Genomic DNA, 19,270 nt, shown 5'->3' with positions numbered 1-19,270 from the left:
ATTGTACCGATCAGTACAGAAGAAGCAAGGGACGCGCCTGCGGCATTCGCGCACGCATGGAAGAATGACGTCGCGCCCACGTTTCTGACGCAATTGGACGGTTTGTTCCTGCCGCAGCGCACAATCGGAAGGGGAAACCATGCACCAGCAGAAGACCCGCATCGAATGGCTGGATATCGCCAAGGGCCTCTCGATCATCCTCGTGGTCGTCTACCACACCCTGCTCTATCTGAACTTCCACGAGATGGCCCCGGCCCTCTACACCAAGATCAGCAACATCATGGCGCCGATCCGCATGCCGCTGTTCTTCTCGGTGTCGGGTTTCCTCGCCGCTTCGGCGATGCGGGCCACATGGCCGGATTTTCTGAGAAAGAAGATCTGGACATTCGTCTGGCTGTTCGGCGTTTGGAGCACGGCGCGCTGGCTTTATTTCCGCTATGTCCACGCCAACGGCCTCGTGCCCTCGGAAGGGTCGGATCCCTACCAGCTCATCGAAATGTGGTGGGCGCCGAATACCGGCATCTGGTTCATCTGGGCGTTAGCGATCTTCATGACCGTCACCAAGCTGCTCTCCTCGGCGCCGCGCATCCCGGTCATCGCCGTCGGCACCGTTCTCTCGATCCTCACCTTCGGCGGCTATCTGCCGATCGAGCTCTTCACCCACCGCAATGTGCTGCAATATTTCGTCTTCTTCGCCTTCGGCTGCTGGTACGGCAGGCTGATCGCCGAAACGCTGACCGAGCGCCCTCTCCCCTTTGCGGCCGGTGGCTTTTCCGCCTTCATCCTGCTGCTGGCGCTGCGCAGCCACCTGCAGCCGATCGAGCCCGGCCTCTGGGCCTTCGCCTCGTCGATCGCAGGTCTCTCCTGGCTGTGCGGCATGGCCGTGCTGATGTCGCGGCTGAAGGCGCTGCGCGACGTCTTTTCCTATTTCGGCCGCAACACGCTGCCGGTCTACGTCACCCATGTGATGATTGTCGCGGGCATAGCCGGCCTGATCGCCACCCTGGTCGAGCCCTCACCATCGATCGGCTATCTCGCGGCACCGCTGATCTGCGTCACCGCCATCACGCTGTCGCTGGCAATCAAGGCAACCGCCGACCGCTCGGGCGCCAGCTGGCTCTACAGCCCGCCCGTCAGGCGCGAGCGAGCGGTGGCAGCCGCCTGATCAGGCATCGCTCAGCGTCCGCTTCACCGCATTCTTCCATCCCTTGAGCTTGGCGGAACGGGTCTTCTCATCCATGTCGGGCTCGAAGCGCTTGTTGCGCTTCCACTTGGCCGAGAAACTCTTGCGATCCGGCCACACACCGGCCCGGCTGCCGGCAAGCCAGGCAGCCCCCAGCGCCGTCGTCTCCAGGATCACCGGCCGGTCGACGGGCGCGTCGAGCAGGTCGGAGAGACGCTGCATCGTCCAGTCGGAGGCGACCATGCCGCCATCGACGCGCAGTACCGTGTCGTCGCTGCCGTTCTTCCAGTCCTTCTGCATCGCATCGAGCAGATCGCGGGTCTGGTAGCAGACGGCTTCCAGCGCAGCGCGGGCGAATTCTGCCGGGCCGCTGTCGCGCGTCAGGCCGAAGATCGCCCCGCGCGCCTTCGGGTCCCAGTGCGGAGCACCGAGACCGGTGAAAGCCGGCACCAGATAGACCTCCTGCGAAGGATCGGCACTTTCGGCGAGCTTGCCAGTCTCGCCGGCCGTGTCGATGATGCCGAGACCGTCGCGCAGCCACTGGACGGCCGCTCCGGCGATGAAGATCGATCCTTCCAAGGCATAGGTCGTCTCGCCATCCAGCCGGTAGGCGATCGTCGTCAACAGCCGGTTCCTCGAGCGCACCATGTCCGAGCCGGTATTCAAGAGCGCGAAGCAACCGGTGCCATAGGTGGATTTCAGCATGCCGGGCTCGAAGCAGGCCTGGCCGATCGTCGCCGCCTGCTGGTCGCCGGCAACGCCCAGGATCGGGATCTCGGCGCCGAGGATCGATTTCTCGACGATGCCGAAATCCGCCGAGCAGTCCTTCACCTCCGGCAGCATCGCCGCGGGGACACGCAGGATTTCCAGCAGGTCCTTGTCCCATTCGTTCTCGGCGATGTTGTACATCAGCGTGCGCGAGGCATTGGTCGCGTCGGTGACGAAACTCTTGCCGCCGGTCAGCCGCCAGATCAGGAACGTGTCGATCGTACCGAAGCAGAGCTCGCCCTTGGCGGCTCGCGCCCGCGCACCCTTCACATTGGCGAGCATCCAGGAGAGCTTGGTGCCGGAAAAGTACGGATCGAGGATCAGGCCGGTCTTCCTGGTGAAGATCTTCTCGAGGTCCTGACGCTTCAGGTTCTCACAGTAGCTCGCGGTACGCCGGTCCTGCCAGACGATGGCATTCTGGATCGGCTTGCCGGTTTCCCGCTCCCAGACGACGACCGTCTCGCGCTGGTTGGTGATCCCCAGTGCGGCAATGTCGGTCGCCTTCACCTTGGCTTCGCGCAGCGCCATCTGGATCGTCGAGACGACGGAATCCCAGATTTCCTCCGGGTCATGTTCCACCCATCCCGAGCGCGGATAGATCTGCGTGAACTCCTTCTGGCCCACGCCCGCGATCTTCATCTCGCCATCGAACACGATCGCCCGCGTCGATGTCGTGCCCTGATCGATCGCCAGAACATACCCGCTCATCCCTGCCCCCTCCCATGAAGCTCTGATGCTTTCAGATAGATCATTTAAGAGGCAGAAACGAAAGGGAAAAGAAAGCCGAGCGCAATTTTGCCCGTCGTCAGATCACCGCTTTACAAGCCGCGCAGCGCATGTTTAAAAGGCGCCAACGACAGGGGTGCTCCGTATAGCCGGGGCTGAGATGCGGCTGGCATGGCCTCAAACTCTAAAGCTGATCTGGATAATACCAGCGGAGCGAGGCGAGCGATGTTTTCTGGCGCACAAATTTCCCTTTACCCGATGACCGACCGTTTCGTCGACGTCATCCTGTCTGCCCTTCCGGCACTTGATCCCTATCGCGAAAAGCTCAGGATCGAGACCGACGACATCTCGACGCTGATCGTTGGCACGCCCGATATCGTCTTCGCCGCCATGCGCGATCTCTATGTCGCAGGCTCGGCAGACGGCATCCACGCGGTGCTGCGCGCCACCATCTCCCGCGGCTGCCCCGGCGAGCCCGATGATCCCATGTGCCACACCGAAGCCCTGACGGGTCCGGTCCTGCCGCTTGCCGAGCGCAAGGCGTCGGCTCTCGAAGCGGTCGCTTCCGCGCCGGTCACCGGCCGTCATGCCGCCGCGCAGTTCTCGCTCTATGTCATGGGCACCGGCGATCACATGGAAGAGATCTACGGCTGCATCGACTTCCTGAAAAATTCGGGCGTCTTCGACCGCTCGAAGAATTTCTGCACCCGCGTCAAGGGCGATGCCGGTGCGGTCTTCGCGACGATCCACGAAGCCTTCGTCCGCTTCGGGCCGCCGAACGGCCATGTGACGATCGATCTGACCATATCGGCCAACAGCCCCTCCGCCGTCTGATCCCAGCGTCACGTCAGGATCCTGCCGATGCCGAGATCTTTCCGGTTGCCGGGCCTTGCCGCCCGTTTCCTTCCCGCCATCCTGTCCGTCGGCGCCGTGCTCGCCGCCTGGGAAAGCTATGTGCGCATCGCGGGCCTCCCGCCCGCGACGCTGCCCGCACCCTCGCGTGTCCTCGCCCAGGCCTTTGCCGAACGTGCCGCGCTGCTGGCAAACAGCTGGCCGACATTGCAGGCGACCCTGGCGGGTTTCGCCGCCTCCCTTCTCATCGCCTTCGTCTTCTCGGTGCTCATCGATTTCGTGCCGCGCCTGCGCTCGGCGCTGATGCCTGCTTTCGTCATCAGCCAGACGCTGCCGCTTGTCGCCATCGCGCCCTTGATCGTCCTCTGGTTCGGCTTCGGCCTGCTGCCGAAGATCCTGCTGGTCGCCCTCGTCACCTTCTTTCCGATGCTGGTGGCGCTCACACGCGGCTATGCGGCGACAGAGCCGGAGATCGAGGAACTGCTGACCACCATGGGCGCTTCGCGCTGGAAGCGCTTCCGCGCCGCCCGCTTGCCGTCATCATTGCCCTATTTCTTCGCCGGTCTCAGGATATCGATCACCTATGCCGTCGTCGGCGCCATCTTTGCCGAATATGCCGGTGCGGCCCGCGGGCTCGGTATCTATATCCTCAATGCCAAGAACAATTTCCGCGCCGATCTGGTGCTGGCCGCCGTTCTCGTCAGCGCGCTGCTCACGCTCTTGCTGTTCTCGCTCGCTGTCCTCGCCGAGCGCCTCGCCATGCCCTGGCACCGGGCAAACGGGGATGACCTGGAATGAGCAGCGCGCCCCTCCTCGATATCGAAAACCTCAGCTGCTCCCTCGGCAATATCGATGTGCTCGCCGGCATCTCGCTGCACCTGAAACAGGGCGAATTCATCTCCGTCCTCGGCCCTTCCGGCTCCGGCAAATCAACGCTCTTCCGCCTGTTGACCGGCAGCGCCGCAGCATCCGGCGGCAGCATTCGCATGAACGGCCAGCCGCTCTCTGCCGCCGAACGCCCCTTCGCATTCATGCCGCAACGCGACGCGCTGATGCCCTGGCGGCGGCTGATCGACAATGCCGCACTCGGCCTTGAAATCTCCGGCATGCCCCGCCGCGAGGCTAGGTGCCAGATCGAGCCGCTGCTCGCGGAATTCGGCCTCGCCGGTTTCGAAAACAGCTGGCCGCATGAACTCTCCGGCGGCATGCGCCAGCGCGCCGCCCTGCTGCGCACAGTGGTCCAGCAACGCCCGATCCTGCTGCTCGACGAACCCTTCGGCGCCCTCGATGCGCTGACGCGGCTGAAGATGCAGCGTTTCCTCGAAGCGCTCTCTGCCCGCCGCGGCCTCTCGGTGATCCTGATCACCCATGATGTGCGCGAGGCCGTGCTGCTCTCCGACCGCATCTACGTCTTCTCGCCCCGCCCTGCCCGCGTCACCCTCGAAATCGAGGTCGGCCTGCCCCGGCCGCGAACGGAACCCGGCAGGCATCAGGCCGAGATCATCGCAATCGAAAACCGCATTCTCGCAAAGCTCTTCGAAGGAGAAGCCGAACCATGACCATGCCGATCATCAGCCGCCGCACGGCGCTTGCAGGCATTCTCGCCCTGACCGCAGCGCCGCTCGCCGCCCGCGCCGCAAGCCCCAAGGTCTCGGTCGCCCTCGACTGGACGCCGAATACCAATCACATCGGCCTCTACGTCGTCCGCGAGAAGAATTTCTACCGCGAAGCCGGCATCGACGTCGACATTCTCCCCTATACCGACACCTCTGCCGCGACCCTCGTCGCCAGCCGCGTCGCCGATTTCGGCGTGCTCGGCTCGATCGGCCTGATGACGCAACGCGCCGCCGGCGCCGATCTCGTCGGCACTTTCGCGATCGTCCAGAAGGAAACCGGCCGCGTTGTCTTCAAAGGGGACCGCACCGACATCAAGACCCCGAAGGATCTCGACGGCAAGACCTATGGCGGCTTCGGCAGCGCCTGGGAAAATGCCCTGCTCGGCTCGATGATCAGGAACGCAGGCGGCAAGGGCGAGTTCGAGACCGTGACGCTCGGCACTTCCGCCTATCAGGCGCTCGACAATGGCGCTGTCGATTTCACGCTTGAGGTCTATACCTGGGAAGGCGTTCAGGCCGAGCTTGAGACGAAGGCCCAGCGCGCCTTCGTCTATGCCGATTACGGCGTGCCCGATGAGCATACGGCCATTCTCGGCACCAGCAGCGCCTATCTCTCTGAGAAACCCGATTTCGCCCGCGCCTTCATGCAGGCGACGCGACGCGGCTATGAATTCGCCGCCGATCATCCGGATGAAGCAGCCGATATCCTGATCAAGGGAACGGACGGCGCGCTCACCAATCCGGACCTCGTCAAGGCATCGCTGAAAACGCTAGCCTCCGACGGCTATCTGCGCACCGCCCCCGGCAAGGCCGGTGCCATCGACCCGGCGAAGATGAAAGCGATCGGCGATTACCTGTTCGACGCTGGCATTCTGAAGGATGCCGATGGCAAGGTGCTGACCACGCGCCCGGATTTTTCCGCCGCCTTCACCACGACGCTTCTCGCCGGAAGCTGAGAACGCCATTCGGCGATTGTCAGCCGCAAGGCTTTGCGCATAACCTTGGTCCAACCCGGACCAAGGAGAAGCGCTTATGAAAAGAACCATCGTCGTCACCGGCTCCACCAGCGGCATCGGCCTGGCGATCGCCACCGCCTTTGCCGGCAAGGGCGACAACGTCGTCATCAACGGCTTCGGAAAAGCCGAAGAAATCAAGGCGATCACCGAGCGGCTTGAATCACTTTCAGAGGGAAGCGCCCTCTATCATCCGGCCGACATGACGAAGCCTGCCGAGATCGCCGACCTGATCGAGACGGCGGCGAAAACCTTCGGAACGGTCGACGTCCTCGTCAACAATGCCGGCATCCAGCATGTCGAGAAGATCGAGGACTTCCCCATCGACAAGTGGGACCAGATCATCGCCATCAATCTCTCGAGCTCCTTCCATACGATGCGATCGGCCATTCCGCACATGAAGGCGAAGAAGCATGGCCGCATCATCAATATCGCCTCCGCCCACGGCCTCGTCGCCTCGCCGTTCAAATCCGCCTACGTGGCGGCGAAACATGGTATATTAGGACTGACGAAAACGGCCGCACTCGAGCTCGCTGAGTCGGGCGTGACCGTCAACGCCATCTGCCCCGGCTACGTGCTGACGCCGCTGGTCGAAAAGCAGATCCCGGATACGGCCAAGGCCCGCGGCATGACCGAGGAGCAGGTGAAGACCGAGGTGATCCTGAAGGCGCAGCCGACGCATGAATTCGTCAAGGCCGAGGAGATCGGCGCGCTGGCGCTCTACCTCGCAAGCGACGATGCCCGTCAGGTGACCGGCACGCATATCTCGATTGACGGGGGCTGGACTGCGGCATAACCATTTAGAAAAACAAGAATAAGGAACATCATGAACGACGCCATCCGCTTCATCCTCAATGGCGAGGACATCACGCTCAGAGATGTCCGGCCGACCGAAACGCTTCTCGATTTTCTGCGTTTGAGGCGCCGGCTGACCGGCACGAAGGAAGGATGCGCCGAAGGCGATTGCGGCGCCTGCACGGTGCTGATCGGCCGCCTCGTCGACGGCAAGCTCGCCTATGAATCCGTCAATGCCTGCATCCGCTTCGTGGGCTCGCTGAACGGCACCCATGTCGTGACCGTCGAGCATCTGGCCGCCAAGGATGGCACACTTCATCCGGTGCAGCAGGCGATGGTCGATTTCCACGGATCGCAATGCGGCTTCTGCACGCCGGGTTTCGTGATGTCCCTCTATGGCCTCTGGCTGTCCAGCGAAAAGCCCGGCCGCCCGCAGATCGAAAAGGCGCTGCAGGGCAATCTCTGTCGGTGTACGGGCTACGAGCCGATCGTCAAGGCGGCGGAAGCCATCGCCAGGGCCCGGCCGAGCACGCTCTTCGACCCGCTTGAAAAGACCCGCTCCGATATCGTCGCCCGCCTCTGGGCGCTGCAGCCACGCGAGACGATCGCCATTACCTCCGACGCCGGCAAGCTTGTTATCCCCGGCTCCGTCGAGGGACTGGCCCGCATTCTCGCCGAAGAACCCACGGCAACCATCGTCGCCGGTTCCACCGATGTCGGCCTCTGGGTGACAAAGCAGATGCGGTCACTCACCCCCGTCGTCTTCATCAATCACCTCAGCGAACTGCAGGCGATCAAGGTGACCGAGGGCGGCGTGACCTTCGGCGCCGGCGTCACCTACACCAAGGCCTTCGAAGTCCTCGCCAAGAAGGTGCCTGCCCTTGCCGGCCTGATCAACCGCATCGGCGGCGAGCAGGTACGCAACATGGGCACGATCGGCGGCAACATCGCCAACGGCTCGCCGATCGGCGACAGCCCGCCGCCGCTGATCGCGCTCGGCGCCACCGTGAAGCTGCGCTCGGCATCAGGCACCCGCATGCTGCGGCTCGAAGACTATTTCATCGCCTATGGCAGACAGGACCGCAAAGCCGGCGAATTCGTCGAGAGCGTCTTCGTTCCCTACCCGGCCGAGGGCACGCATTTTGCCGTCTACAAGATCACCAAGCGCCGCGACGAGGACATCACCGCCGTTCTCGGCGCCTTCTACCTGACGCTCGACGACAACGGCGACGTCCACGACATCCGCATCGCCTTCGGCGGCATGGCCGGCATCCCCAAGCGCGCCCGCACCGTCGAATCCGACCTGCTCGGCAAGCCCTGGACCGAAGCCACCATCGACGCCGCCCGCGACACCTTCGACGCGGATTTTCAGCCGCTCTCCGACTGGCGCGCCACGGCGGAGTACCGCCAGCTGACGGCGCGGAACCTGCTGACGCGGTTTTATCTGGAGACGGTGGGGACGCCGGTGGAGCTCAAGCGGTTCGAGGGGGTGGCGTGATGGTTGATCTCATGACGGTTTGCGCAAGCAGCCCCCTCATCCGCCCTTCGGGCACCTTCTCCCCGAGGGGAGAAGGGATGTGGGGCGCCGTCTCGTTCCCCCTTCTCCCCAGCGGGGAGAAGGTGCCCGAAGGGCGGATGAGGGGGCCACGCGCACCGACCTGTGCGGCGGAGTCTCATCATGGATAAATCCACCTTCGAAAATCCAAAAGCCATGATCTCCGGCCCGATGCATGGGTCGCTGAAACATGATTCAGCGCATAAGCATGTCACCGGAAGCGCCGATTATATCGACGATATTCCCGAACCCGCAGGCCTGCTGCACGGCGCTCTCGGCACTTCGGACCGGGCGCATGCCGATATCCTGAGCATGGATCTCTCCGAAGTCCGCCGCCACCCCGGCGTCGTCCTCGTCTTCACCGGCAAGGACGTGCCCGGCGTCAACGACGTCTCCTCGAACGGCAGCCATGACGAGCCGCTGCTTGCCGAAACCAAGGTCGAGTTCCACGGCCAGCCGATCTTCGCCGTCATCGCCGAAACCCGCGAGGCCGCCCGCCATGCCGCCCGCAAGGCGAAGATCGAATATCGTGATCTGCCGCACTGGAGCGATATCGACGGCGCGCTGGAGAATGGCAGTCCGCTGGTCATCACGCCTATGACGCTAAAGCGCGGCGAGGCGAAGGCCGAGATGGACAATGCGACGCACCGGCTGCGCGGCCAGATGCGCATCGGCGGCCAGGAGCACTTCTATCTCGAGGGCCATATCGCCATGGCGATCCCCGGAGAGGACGACGAGGTCACCGTCTGGTCCTCGACGCAGCACCCGAGCGAGATCCAGCATATCGTCGGCCATGTGCTCAACATCCCCTCCAACGCCGTCACCGTGAACGTGCGCCGCATGGGCGGCGGCTTCGGCGGCAAGGAAACCCAGGGCAACCAGTTTGCCGCACTCGCCGCCATCGCCGCCAAGAAGCTGAAGCGCGCCGTCAAATTCCGCCCGGACCGCGACGAGGACATGACGGCGACCGGCAAGCGCCACGACTTCCTCGTCGATTACGAACTCGGCTTCGACGACGAAGGCCGCATCCATGCCGTCGACGCCACCTATGCGGCGCGCTGCGGCTTCTCCTCCGATCTCTCCGGCCCGGTCACCGACCGCGCCCTCTTCCATGCCGATTCCAGCTATTTCTATCCGCATGTGCATCTGCAATCTAAGCCGCTGAAGACGCACACCGTCTCCAACACCGCCTTCCGCGGTTTCGGCGGCCCGCAGGGCATGCTCGGCGCTGAACGCTTCATCGAAGAGATCGCCTATGCCACCGGCAAGGATCCGCTCGAAATCCGCAAGCTGAATTTCTACGGCCAGCCAGGCTCCGGCCGCACGCTGACGCCCTATCACCAGGAGGTCGAAGACAGTATCCTGGAGCGCATCGTCGGCGAACTCGAGGAGAGTGCTGACTATCAGGCCCGCCGCAACGCCATCATCAGCTTCAATCGCGACAGCCGCTACATCCGCAAGGGCATCGCGCTGACGCCGGTGAAGTTCGGCATCTCCTTCACCATGACCGCCTTCAACCAGGCAGGCGCGCTCGTCCATATCTACCAAGACGGCTCGATCCACCTGAACCATGGCGGCACCGAGATGGGCCAGGGCCTCTATACCAAGGTGGCGCAGGTCTTGGCCGACAGCTTCCAGGTCGATATCGACCGCGTGAAGATCACCGCGACGACGACGGGCAAGGTGCCGAACACCTCGGCGACGGCCGCCTCCTCCGGCTCCGACCTAAACGGCATGGCCGCCTATGACGCCGCCCGGCAGCTAAAGGAGCGCCTCGTCGCCTTTGCTGCCGAGAAATGGAGCGTCGATCCCGCCGAGGTCATCTTCCTGCCGAACCGCGTGCGCGTCGGCGAGACCGAGATCCCCTTCCCGGATTTCGTCAAGCAGGCCTATTTCGCCCGCGTCCAGCTTTCGGCCGCTGGTTTCTACAAGACCCCGAAAATCCACTGGGACCGCGCCGCCGGCCGCGGCACGCCCTTCTACTACTTCGCCTATGGCGCCTCCTGCACTGAGGTGACGATCGATACGCTGACCGGCGAATATCTGATCGACCGCACCGACATCCTCCACGATGTCGGCCGTTCGCTGAACCCGGCGATCGATATCGGCCAGGTCGAGGGCGCCTTCGTGCAGGGCATGGGCTGGCTGACGACGGAAGAGCTCTGGTGGGACGACAAGGGGCGCCTGCGCACCCACGCCCCCTCCACCTACAAGATCCCGCTCGCCTCCGACCGCCCGAAGGTCTTCAACGTCAAGCTGGCCGAATGGTCGGAAAACAAGGAGGCGACGATAGGCCGCTCCAAGGCCGTCGGCGAACCGCCGTTCATGCTGGCGATCTCGGTGCTTGAGGCGCTGTCGATGGCGGTGGCGAGTGTGGCGGATTACAGGGTCTGCCCTCGCCTGGATGCGCCGGCGACCCCGGAGCGGGTGTTGATGGCTGTCGAGCGGATGAAGCTGGTTTGAGGATGAGTGGGGGCTCTGCGTTCGTGGCCTACCCCCCTCTGCCCTGCCGGGCATCTCCCCCACAAGGGGGGAGATCGGCTGGGCGCATCCGCTCGCGCCACAGCAATACTCTGACATCCATTGTTTGGGGAAACCCGTGCTTCTTGCCGTTCTCCCCCCTTGTGGGGGGCTCGAAGAGCGGGGCGAGACGAGTGGCTCGCCCCCGGCAGTCCGGCAGGACAGAGGGGGGTAACCCACCCACAAACCTATCGGTCAACCAATGACCGACTTCCACACCTTCCTCACCACCCACCCCACCACCATCCTCATCGAGATCACCGGCACCCAGGGCTCCACCCCGCGCGAGACCGGCACCTTCATGCTGGTCTCGCCCACCGCCATCTGGGGCACGATCGGCGGCGGCCAGTTCGAATATCTGGCGATCGAAAACGCCCGCAACCTGCTGGAAAATAGCGGCACCGAGACGATGGACATCCCGCTCGGCCCCGAAATCGGCCAATGCTGCGGCGGCCGCACGCAGCTGCGCTTTCGTCGGGTGACGGATGACGTTCTGAACGAACTTGAAGCAAGGCATATCGGCGAAGCCGAACACCGCCCCGCCGTCTATCTCTTCGGCGCCGGCCATGTCGGCCGCGCCCTCGCCGTGGCACTCGCCCCGCTGCCGCTTGCGGTCACCGTCATCGAGACCCGCCAGGAAGAACTGGCAAACCTGCCTGCCGAAACCGCGACGAAACTGACGGCGATGCCGGAAGCCCTTATCGCGGAAATCCCCGCGGGCTCCGCGATCGCCATCCTGACCCACGACCACGCCCTCGATTTCCTGATTGCCCGCGAAGCGCTGGCGCGAACGGACCTCGCCTATACCGGCATGATTGGCTCGGCGACCAAGCGCGCCACCTTCTCAAGCTGGCTTTCGCGCGAAGGCGGCGAGAAGGCGTCACTCGCCCGTCTCACCCTGCCGATCGGCGGCTCTGCCGTGCGCGACAAGCGCCCGGAGGTGATCGCCGCCATGACCGCCGCCGAGATTCTGGCGGCGCTGGCTGCTTATGGCCAGCGCTCGAAATAATCGCGCGGCTCCCGGCCATCCAGGAACCCCAGATCGCGCCTGACACGGTCGGGCATGGTGTCGACGTCGAGCCGCGAGGAGTAGACGAACGTGCGGTAGACCCATGCCCGGAAACGGGAGACAAGTGCGCGCGCTGGCAGCTCATTGTGCAGCTCACTGCGTTCGATCGTTGAGTCCTTCATGACAATCACCTTCATTCAGTTGATGGTATGACTTGCAGTCTGCGCCTGGAAATGCTGCAATTCCAATCGAACGATCATCTCCATGCATAAAGAGAGCTTATCCATGAAGCTGTCGAAACAGTTCCCGCTGAATGCGCTGCGCGTCTTCGAGGCCGTTGCCCGGCATGGCAGTTTCACCAAGGCCGGCGAGGAGCTCGGCATGACCCAGACGGCCGTCAGCTATCAGGTGAAGCTGCTGGAAGAGAATGTCGGCGAGCCGCTGTTCCTGCGCCGCCCGCGGCAGATCAGTCTGACGGAGACAGCCGAGAGACTGGCGCCGCAGGTCACCGAGGCCTTCGAGATGCTGCAGCTCGCGATGGCTGAAGCGCGCGGCGAAACCGAAGTGACGCTGCAGATCACCTGTCTCGCCACCTTCGCCTCGCAATGGCTGGCGCGCCGCGTCGGCCTCTTCCAGCTCGACCATCCGAATGTCGCGGTGCGCATCAACACCTCCGATACGCTGGTCGATCTCGGCCGCGAGGCCTTCGACATCGGCATCCGCTCGGGCACCGGCGAATGGCCGGGCCTGCGCGCCGAGAAGCTGATGGATGTCTATTTCACGCCGATGCTGAGCCCGGCCCTCGCCGAAACCATCGGCGGCGTCCACCAACCGGCCGATCTCCTGAAGCTCAGGATCTTCGACACCACCGACCCCTGGTGGCACCAGTGGCTGGAAGCGGCAGGCGTTCCGACATCGAACCTGAAGACACGGGCGACGAGCTTCTACGGCGCCCAGGCCTATGAAGCCTCAGCCGCCGTCGCCGGTCAGGGCGTCGCCATCCTGACGCCGGATTTCTACCCGGACGAGCTTGCCAGCGGCAAGCTGATCCGCCCCTTCGAGCTGCAATGCAGCGATGGCCGCGGCTATTGGCTGGCCTACCCGGAAAACCGCCGCAACGTCCCGAAGATCAAGGCCTTCCGGAACTGGATCATGACCGAGATGCACGGCAGCAAGCTGCCGGCTCAATAGCCCATTTCGGGCGCATAGAAGCAGCGCGGCGTATCCTCGTTCGGAAACAGGCAGAGGTGATAATCGCCGTCGCCGGAATGCATCGCCTTGGTCAGCGGCAGCAGGAAAACGTGGTAGCGTGTCACGAGCCGGTGGTCGCCCGGCACCAGCGTCACCCGGTAACCGTTCGGCGTCACCGTGACGCTCTTTGACGGGATCATCTGGCAATCGCCGGTCTGGCTGTCGCCATTGCAACAGAATGGATCATAGGACCATCCGGAAGGCGCATCATGCGCCAGAGCACCGGAGGCAAAGGCAATCATTACGCATGCCAATATGCTTCGCATGGGCACATCTCCATCGATGCATGCCCCGCCGCAACGCGCATCTCACCGCATCACGGCAGCCCTCGAATTAAGGTGTAACGAAGCCGTCACATTTCAAGACGGCGTGCGGCCACCATCAAAGCATCGAGCCTTTCCAGGCTGATGACATCGGCGGATCCCTGAAAGATCATCAGCGGCTTGCCGAAGATCTCCACGCCGTCGCTATGAACGATCAGCCCCTCACCGTCCCGGCAGGCGACGACCGGGTGGCTGATCGTGGCGCTGTAGCGCAGCAGCTTGGGAAGAAAGCTTTCGTCCTCGTTCAGATGCGGAAAATACTCGAAGGGCACGAGATCGAGCGCCTCGCCATCGGTGATGTCGGAAGGCTGCTGTCCCAGGAAGAAGGCATCGACGGCGATCGTCGGCGTCATCAGGATCGCCCCGGCGCTGGTGCCGATCAGGATGCCGTCGTCGAGCGCCCACGACCGCAGACGTTCGAAGACGTTGGCATTGTGCAGCCGCTGCAGGAAATGGCCGGTATGGCCGCCGGAGAGGTGGATGGCGTTGCAGGAGAATAGACGTTCGAGATCTTTAGGCACCACGGCGTCGAGATCGATGAAGGGATCGAGCGTCAGGCCGTGCTCCCTGTAATAGGCGGCTTTCTCTTTGAAGAAACTGCGGTCGGGATCGGGGCCCGACGAGATGTAGCCGATGTGCTCGCCGCGCTGACGCACGATCTCGGCCAGCCGCCGGTCCATCGGCGCATTCTCGGCAATCACCTGATCGCTGTAGAGCACAAGGATCATCGTTGTTCTCCCTCTCCTGGTGCCCGAACTATCGGCCATTCGCCGCCCGATGGGAAGCGAACTTCCCCCTTCCCTCATGCACCAACATTCTGCAATGTGACGAGTCGAGAAGACAGGGGAACCGAATGTACGAATATGCCATAGCGTGGGAATGGCTGGCCTTTGCGGCGCGCTGGTTCCACGTCGTCACCGCGATTGCCTGGATCGGCTCGTCCTTCTATTTCATCGCGCTCGATCTCGGCCTCGTGAAGCGGCCGCATCTGCCCGTCGGCGCCTATGGCGAGGAATGGCAGGTCCATGGCGGCGGCTTCTATCACATCCAGAAATATCTGGTGGCGCCCGCCCAGATGCCGGAGCACCTGACCTGGTTCAAATACGAGAGCTATTTCACCTGGCTCTCCGGCTTCCTGATGCTCTGCATCGTCTATTATGGCGGCGCCGATCTCTTCCTCATCGACCGCCATGTGCTGGATATCGGCCCCTCGACGGCGATCCTGATTTCACTTGCCTCGCTCGCCGGCGGCTGGCTGGTCTATGACCTGCTCTGCAAGTCGCCGCTCGGCAAGAACACCTGGGGCCTGATGGTGGTGCTCTATGCCGTGCTGGTCTTCATGGCCTGGGGCTATACGCAGGTCTTCACCGGCCGCGCCGCCTTCCTGCATCTCGGCGCCTTCACGGCGACGATCATGTCGGCCAACGTCTTCATGATCATCATCCCCAACCAGAAGATCGTTGTTGCCGACCTGATCGCCGGGCGCACGCCGGATCCGAAATACGGGCAGATCGCCAAGCAGCGCTCGCTGCACAACAACTACCTGACGCTGCCCGTCATCTTCTTCATGCTGTCGAACCATTATCCGCTGGCCTTCGGCACCGCCTTCAACTGGGTTATCGCCGCACTCGTCTTCCTGATGGGCGTCACCATCCGCCACTGGTTCAACACCACGCATGCCCGCAAGGGCCGCCCGACCTGGACCTGGATCGCCACCGTCATCCTGTTCATCCTGATCATGTGGCTGTCGACCGTACCGAAGGTGCTGACCGGCGAGAAGGATGCCGATGCGGCGGCCGTCGCCCCTGCCTTCCAGCAATTTGCCGGCGACGCGCATTTCCCCGCCGTCAAGCAGCTGGTCGGCACGCGCTGTTCGATGTGCCATGCGGCAGAGCCCGTCTATGAGGGCCTGGCGCGCCCGCCGAAGAATGTCATCCTCGAAAACGATGCGGAAATTGCCGCCCACGCCCGCGAAATCTATATACAGGCAGGACGGAGCCATGCGATGCCCCCGGGCAACGTGACCGACATCACGCCCGATGAGCGCAAGCTGCTCGTCGCCTGGTATGAAAGCGCAGTCGAAGGCAAACAGCAATGACAGTGAAACTTCTGCGCGGGCGCCTGCTCTCGTTCAAGCGCGCCCCGCAAAGCCTGACGGATACCGACAGCTATCTCTACGAGACCGACGGCGCCCTGCTGCTCGACGGCGGCAAGATCGCCGGCAGCGGCAACTATGCCGACGTGAAGGCAAGCGCGCCCGAAGGCACGGAAGAGATCGACCATCGCCCGCATCTCATCATGCCCGGTTTCATCGACACCCATCTGCATTTTCCGCAGATGCAGGTGATCGCCTCCTATGCCGCCAACCTGCTGGAATGGCTGAACACCTATACTTTCCCCGAGGAATGCCGCTTCGTCGAAACCGCGCATGCGAAGAAGATCGCCACGCATTTCTACGACGAGCTGATCCGCCACGGCACGACGACCGCCGTTGCCTATTGCTCGGTGCACAAGACCTCCGCCGACGCCTATTTCGCCGAAGCCATGCGTCGCAACATGTGCATGGTCGGCGGCAAGGTGATGATGGACCGCAACGCGCCGCAGGGCCTGCTCGATACGCCCGAGATGGGCTACGACGAGACCCGCGCCGTCATCGCCGAATGGCATGGCAAGGGCCGCAACCACGTCGCCATCACCCCGCGCTTCGCCATCACCTCGACGCCCGCCCAGATGGAGGCGGCGGCAACGCTCGCCCGCGAGTTCCCGGACCTGCATATCCAGACGCATCTCTCGGAAAACCACGACGAGATCCGCTATACTTGCGAGCTCTATCCTGAAGCCGTCGACTACACCGATATCTACGCCCGCTACGGGTTGCTCGGAAAGAAGACGCTCTTCGGTCACTGCATCCATCTCTCCGACCGCGAAGCCGATGCTATGAGCGAAGCCGGATCGATCGCCGTCCACTGCCCGACATCGAACCTCTTCCTGGGATCCGGCCTCTTCCCGCTGAAGGCGCTGTCGCGCCGCGAGAAGCCGGTCAGGATCGGCGTCGCCACCGATATCGGCGGCGGCTCCAGCTATTCGATGCTGCGCACGATGGACGAGGCCTACAAGATCCAGCAACTTCTCGGCGAGCGCTTGAATCCGCTGGACAGCTATTACCATATGACATTGGGCAATGCCGAAGCCCTGTCTCTCGCAGACAATATCGGCACGCTGGAAACCGGCACCGACGCCGACATCGTCGTCCTCAACGCCGCGGCAACGCCGGCCATGGCGCTGAAGATGGATGTGGTCAAAACCTTGGCGGAAGAGCTCTTCCTGCTGCAGACGATGGGCGACGACAGATCGATCGTGGAGACATATGTCGCGGGCAACGCGATGAAGGCGGCGCTCTGACATAGCGCCTGCGAAATCGGGGGAAGCATGAGCGAAACGCAGCGCAAGTTGACGACCATCTTCTCTGCCGATGTGCAGGATTATACGCGCCTGATGGGCCTCGACGAGGAAGGCACGCTGGCGACGCTGAAGCGCTACCGCGATGCCATGTCCGGCCTGATCACCGCCCATGGCGGCCGCGTCGTCAACACCTGGGGCGACGGCCTGATCGCCGAATTCCCGAGCGTCGTCGAGGCAGTGCGCGCCGCCGTGGACGTCCAGACCGAGCTCGCTGCCTTCAACGACGCCAAACCCGCCGCCGGGCAGATGCTCTTCCGCATCGGCATCAATCTCGGCGACGTCATCGCCGATGGCTCCGATATCTACGGCGACGGCGTCAACATCGCCGCCCGCCTGCAAGCCTCGGCACCCGCGGGCGGCATCGTCATCTCCAGCACCGTCTACGACCAGGTGCGCAACAAGGTGCCCGTCGGCTTCGATTTCCTGGGGCCACTCACCGTCAAGAACGTCTCCGAAGCGATCCCGAGCTACGCAATCCGCATCGGTGAAACTCATCCCCCGCATGTGCAGCCGATCGCGCAATCCGCCCCGCAAACGGCTGCTGCTCCGTCCCCCGGCCGCCCGGATCAGCGGCCGTTGGCTTCGCCATCACGAGCCCGAAAACTCCTCGGTATCTTCGCGATTGCCGCAGCTTTTTTTGCCCTCATCAACGCGCTCACCTGGGAAGGCAACCTTTGGGCCGTCTGGCCGATCCTCGTCCTCGCCTTCGTCTCCGCCATGACGATCGCCCGCCTGCAGAACCGCATCGACCCGCAGCTCGCCGGCCTCGCCGTCATCGGCCTAGGGCTCATCGCCATCAACCTGCTCTCCTGGCACGGCACCTTCTGGGCGATCTGGCCGCTGATGGCCTTCGCGGTGATCGGCGCAATCCGCTGGGTGATGCGAAGCTGAGCCGCAGCCGACGGATGCCAGGCCAGCCGCTCTGCCCCACGCGCTTCTGAAATGGTCGATGGTCAACCCGCCGTATAGAGCGGATCTCGCCCTTTAAGCACATGATTCTGCTGGCGATGGGCCGCGAGTGTGATACGTCTTCGATAGACTTCCGGAGGATGCCGATCTCATGTCCAAGCCGCTCACCATCGCCGACCTGAAGACGCTCGCCCGCCGCCGCGTCCCGAAGATGTTCTTCGATTATGCGGACTCCGGCGCCTGGACGGAAAGCACCTACCGGGCCAACGAAAGCGACTTCGCGAAGATCAAGCTCCGCCAGCGCGTCCTGGTCGACATGACCAACCGCTCGCTGGAAAGCGAGATGATCGGCCAGAAGGTATCGATGCCCGTGGCGCTGGCCCCGACGGGCATGACCGGCATGCAGCATGCCGATGGCGAGATGCTGGCGGCGCGCGCGGCGGAAGAATTCGGCGTCCCCTTCACGCTCTCCACCATGAGCATCTGCTCGATCGAGGATGTCGCCTCGGTGACGACGAAGCCCTTCTGGTTCCAGCTTTACGTGATGAAGGACAAGGATTTCGTCCTCGACCTGATCAACCGCGCCAAGGCGGCGAAATGCTCGGCGCTGGTGCTGACCGCCGACCTACAGATCCTCGGCCAGCGCCACAAGGACCTGCGCAACGGCCTCTCCGCCCCGCCGAAATTCACACCGAAACACATCTGGCAGATGGCAACGCGCCCGCTCTGGTGCCTCGACATGCTGCAGACGAAGCGCCGCACCTTCGGCAACATCATCGGCCACGCCAAAAACGTTACCGATCTCTCCTCGATCTCCATCTGGACGCACGAACAGTTCGATCCGCGGCTCTCCTGGTCCGATGTCGCCTGGATCAAGGAAAAGTGGGGCGGCCCGCTGATCATCAAGGGCATCAACGACGTCGAGGATGCAAAACTCGCCGCCGAGACCGGCGCCGACGCCATCATCGTCTCCAACCACGGCGGCCGCCAGCTCGACGGCGCCCCCTCCTCGATCAGCATGCTCCCCGCCATCGCTGACGCCGTCGGCCACAGGATCGAGATCCATCTCGACGGCGGCATCCGCTCCGGCCAGGACGTGCTGAAGGCCGTGGCCCTCGGCGCCAAAGGCACCTATATCGGCCGCCCCTTCCTCTACGGCCTCGGCGCCATGGGCAAGGAAGGCGTGACGGTGGCACTGGAAATCCTCCGCAAGGAGATGGACACGACCATGGCGCTCTGCGGCAAGCGGGACATCCGGGATGTGGATGCGTCGGTGATTGCCGCCTGA

General features: G+C 63.5%; 18 protein-coding genes and 1 pseudogene. 14 read left to right on the top strand and 5 right to left on the bottom strand.

The window, feature by feature from the left end; translation table 11 throughout:
* The first annotated feature begins 139 nt into the window (after positions 1–139).
* Positions 140–1,165: an acyltransferase family protein gene (locus tag ACQZ5H_RS18630; protein ID WP_449098678.1), complete on the top strand. Its 1,026-nt coding sequence runs from the start codon at positions 140–142 to the stop codon at positions 1,163–1,165.
* On the opposite strand, the gene glpK is transcribed toward ACQZ5H_RS18630, so the two are convergent.
* Positions 1,166–2,659, bottom strand: a complete 1,494-nt coding sequence (gene glpK / locus ACQZ5H_RS18625) for a glycerol kinase GlpK (protein ID WP_449098677.1) — start codon at positions 2,657–2,659, stop codon at positions 1,166–1,168. It abuts the gene before it with no gap.
* A 243-nt stretch (positions 2,660–2,902) separates the two neighbouring features.
* Between glpK and ACQZ5H_RS18620 the strand changes: the two genes are divergently transcribed.
* The 6 genes from ACQZ5H_RS18620 (at position 2,903) to xdhA (ending at position 8,451) form a co-directional block, all read left to right on the top strand.
* Positions 2,903–3,511 carry a YkoF family thiamine/hydroxymethylpyrimidine-binding protein gene (locus ACQZ5H_RS18620; protein WP_449098676.1) on the top strand — a complete coding sequence of 203 codons (609 nt, stop codon included), beginning with the start codon at positions 2,903–2,905 and terminating at the stop codon, positions 3,509–3,511.
* A 27-nt stretch (positions 3,512–3,538) separates the two neighbouring features.
* Entirely contained in the window at positions 3,539–4,327 is a 789-nt protein-coding gene (locus tag ACQZ5H_RS18615; protein ID WP_449098675.1) for an ABC transporter permease, read from the top strand.
* On the top strand, positions 4,324–5,088 hold the full coding sequence (locus ACQZ5H_RS18610; RefSeq protein ID WP_449098674.1) for an ABC transporter ATP-binding protein: 765 nt from the start codon (positions 4,324–4,326) through the stop codon (positions 5,086–5,088). Before ACQZ5H_RS18615 ends, ACQZ5H_RS18610 begins: the two co-directional genes overlap by 4 nt.
* 2 nt (positions 5,089–5,090) lie before the next feature.
* Positions 5,091–6,101, top strand: coding sequence for an ABC transporter substrate-binding protein (locus ACQZ5H_RS18605; protein WP_449098797.1), 1,011 nt, complete (start codon positions 5,091–5,093; stop codon positions 6,099–6,101).
* Positions 6,102–6,177: 76 nt separating this feature from the next.
* Positions 6,178–6,954, top strand: a complete 777-nt coding sequence (locus ACQZ5H_RS18600) for a 3-hydroxybutyrate dehydrogenase (RefSeq protein ID WP_449098673.1) — start codon at positions 6,178–6,180, stop codon at positions 6,952–6,954.
* A 30-nt stretch (positions 6,955–6,984) separates the two neighbouring features.
* Positions 6,985–8,451 carry a xanthine dehydrogenase small subunit gene (gene xdhA / locus ACQZ5H_RS18595; RefSeq protein ID WP_449098672.1) on the top strand — a complete coding sequence of 489 codons (1,467 nt, stop codon included), beginning with the start codon at positions 6,985–6,987 and terminating at the stop codon, positions 8,449–8,451.
* Here xdhA and ACQZ5H_RS18590 read toward each other — a convergent pair.
* Positions 8,442–8,630 (bottom strand): annotated as a pseudogene (locus ACQZ5H_RS18590) (hypothetical protein); the annotation flags it as partial. The gene xdhA and the pseudogene ACQZ5H_RS18590 overlap by 10 nt on opposite strands.
* 1 nt (position 8,631) lies before the next feature.
* Here ACQZ5H_RS18590 and xdhB point away from each other — a divergent pair.
* Together xdhB and xdhC are read left to right on the top strand one after the other, a co-directional pair.
* Positions 8,632–10,971, top strand: coding sequence for a xanthine dehydrogenase molybdopterin binding subunit (gene xdhB / locus ACQZ5H_RS18585; RefSeq protein WP_449098671.1), 2,340 nt, complete (start codon positions 8,632–8,634; stop codon positions 10,969–10,971).
* 259 nt (positions 10,972–11,230) lie between these two features.
* Entirely contained in the window at positions 11,231–12,037 is an 807-nt protein-coding gene (gene xdhC / locus ACQZ5H_RS18580) for a xanthine dehydrogenase accessory protein XdhC (protein ID WP_449098670.1), read from the top strand.
* Here xdhC and ACQZ5H_RS18575 read toward each other — a convergent pair.
* On the bottom strand, positions 12,016–12,219 hold the full coding sequence (locus ACQZ5H_RS18575) for a hypothetical protein (RefSeq protein ID WP_246777461.1): 204 nt from the start codon (positions 12,217–12,219) through the stop codon (positions 12,016–12,018). The genes xdhC and ACQZ5H_RS18575 overlap by 22 nt on opposite strands.
* Positions 12,220–12,322: 103 nt before the next feature.
* On the opposite strand from ACQZ5H_RS18575, the gene ACQZ5H_RS18570 reads away from it, so the two are divergent.
* Positions 12,323–13,228 carry a LysR substrate-binding domain-containing protein gene (locus ACQZ5H_RS18570; RefSeq protein ID WP_449098669.1) on the top strand — a complete coding sequence of 302 codons (906 nt, stop codon included), beginning with the start codon at positions 12,323–12,325 and terminating at the stop codon, positions 13,226–13,228.
* Here the strand turns inward: ACQZ5H_RS18570 and ACQZ5H_RS18565 are convergent.
* Together ACQZ5H_RS18565 and ACQZ5H_RS18560 are read right to left on the bottom strand one after the other, a co-directional pair.
* Positions 13,222–13,554, bottom strand: a complete 333-nt coding sequence (locus ACQZ5H_RS18565) for a hypothetical protein (RefSeq protein WP_112719453.1) — start codon at positions 13,552–13,554, stop codon at positions 13,222–13,224. The two genes, ACQZ5H_RS18570 and ACQZ5H_RS18565, sit on opposite strands and share 7 nt — an antisense overlap.
* A gap of 86 nt (positions 13,555–13,640) precedes the next feature.
* Positions 13,641–14,339, bottom strand: a complete 699-nt coding sequence (locus ACQZ5H_RS18560) for a Type 1 glutamine amidotransferase-like domain-containing protein (RefSeq protein ID WP_449098668.1) — start codon at positions 14,337–14,339, stop codon at positions 13,641–13,643.
* 125 nt (positions 14,340–14,464) lie between these two features.
* On the opposite strand from ACQZ5H_RS18560, the gene puuD reads away from it, so the two are divergent.
* The 4 genes from puuD (at position 14,465) to ACQZ5H_RS18540 (ending at position 19,270) form a co-directional block, all read left to right on the top strand.
* Entirely contained in the window at positions 14,465–15,709 is a 1,245-nt protein-coding gene (gene puuD, locus ACQZ5H_RS18555) for a urate hydroxylase PuuD (protein WP_112719455.1), read from the top strand.
* On the top strand, positions 15,706–17,013 hold the full coding sequence (gene guaD, locus ACQZ5H_RS18550; RefSeq protein ID WP_449098667.1) for a guanine deaminase: 1,308 nt from the start codon (positions 15,706–15,708) through the stop codon (positions 17,011–17,013). Before puuD ends, guaD begins: the two co-directional genes overlap by 4 nt.
* 27 nt (positions 17,014–17,040) lie before the next feature.
* On the top strand, positions 17,041–17,964 hold the full coding sequence (locus tag ACQZ5H_RS18545) for an adenylate/guanylate cyclase domain-containing protein (RefSeq protein WP_449098666.1): 924 nt from the start codon (positions 17,041–17,043) through the stop codon (positions 17,962–17,964).
* Between the two features lie 169 nt (positions 17,965–18,133).
* A complete protein-coding gene (locus ACQZ5H_RS18540) occupies positions 18,134–19,270 on the top strand; it encodes an alpha-hydroxy acid oxidase (RefSeq protein ID WP_449098665.1) in 1,137 nt (378 codons plus the stop codon).

The sequence above is a fragment of the Rhizobium sp. 21-4511-3d genome, from assembly GCF_053522545.1.
The sequence above is the reverse complement of the archived record's forward strand: the minus strand, read 5'-3'. Positions and strand labels throughout refer to the sequence as shown.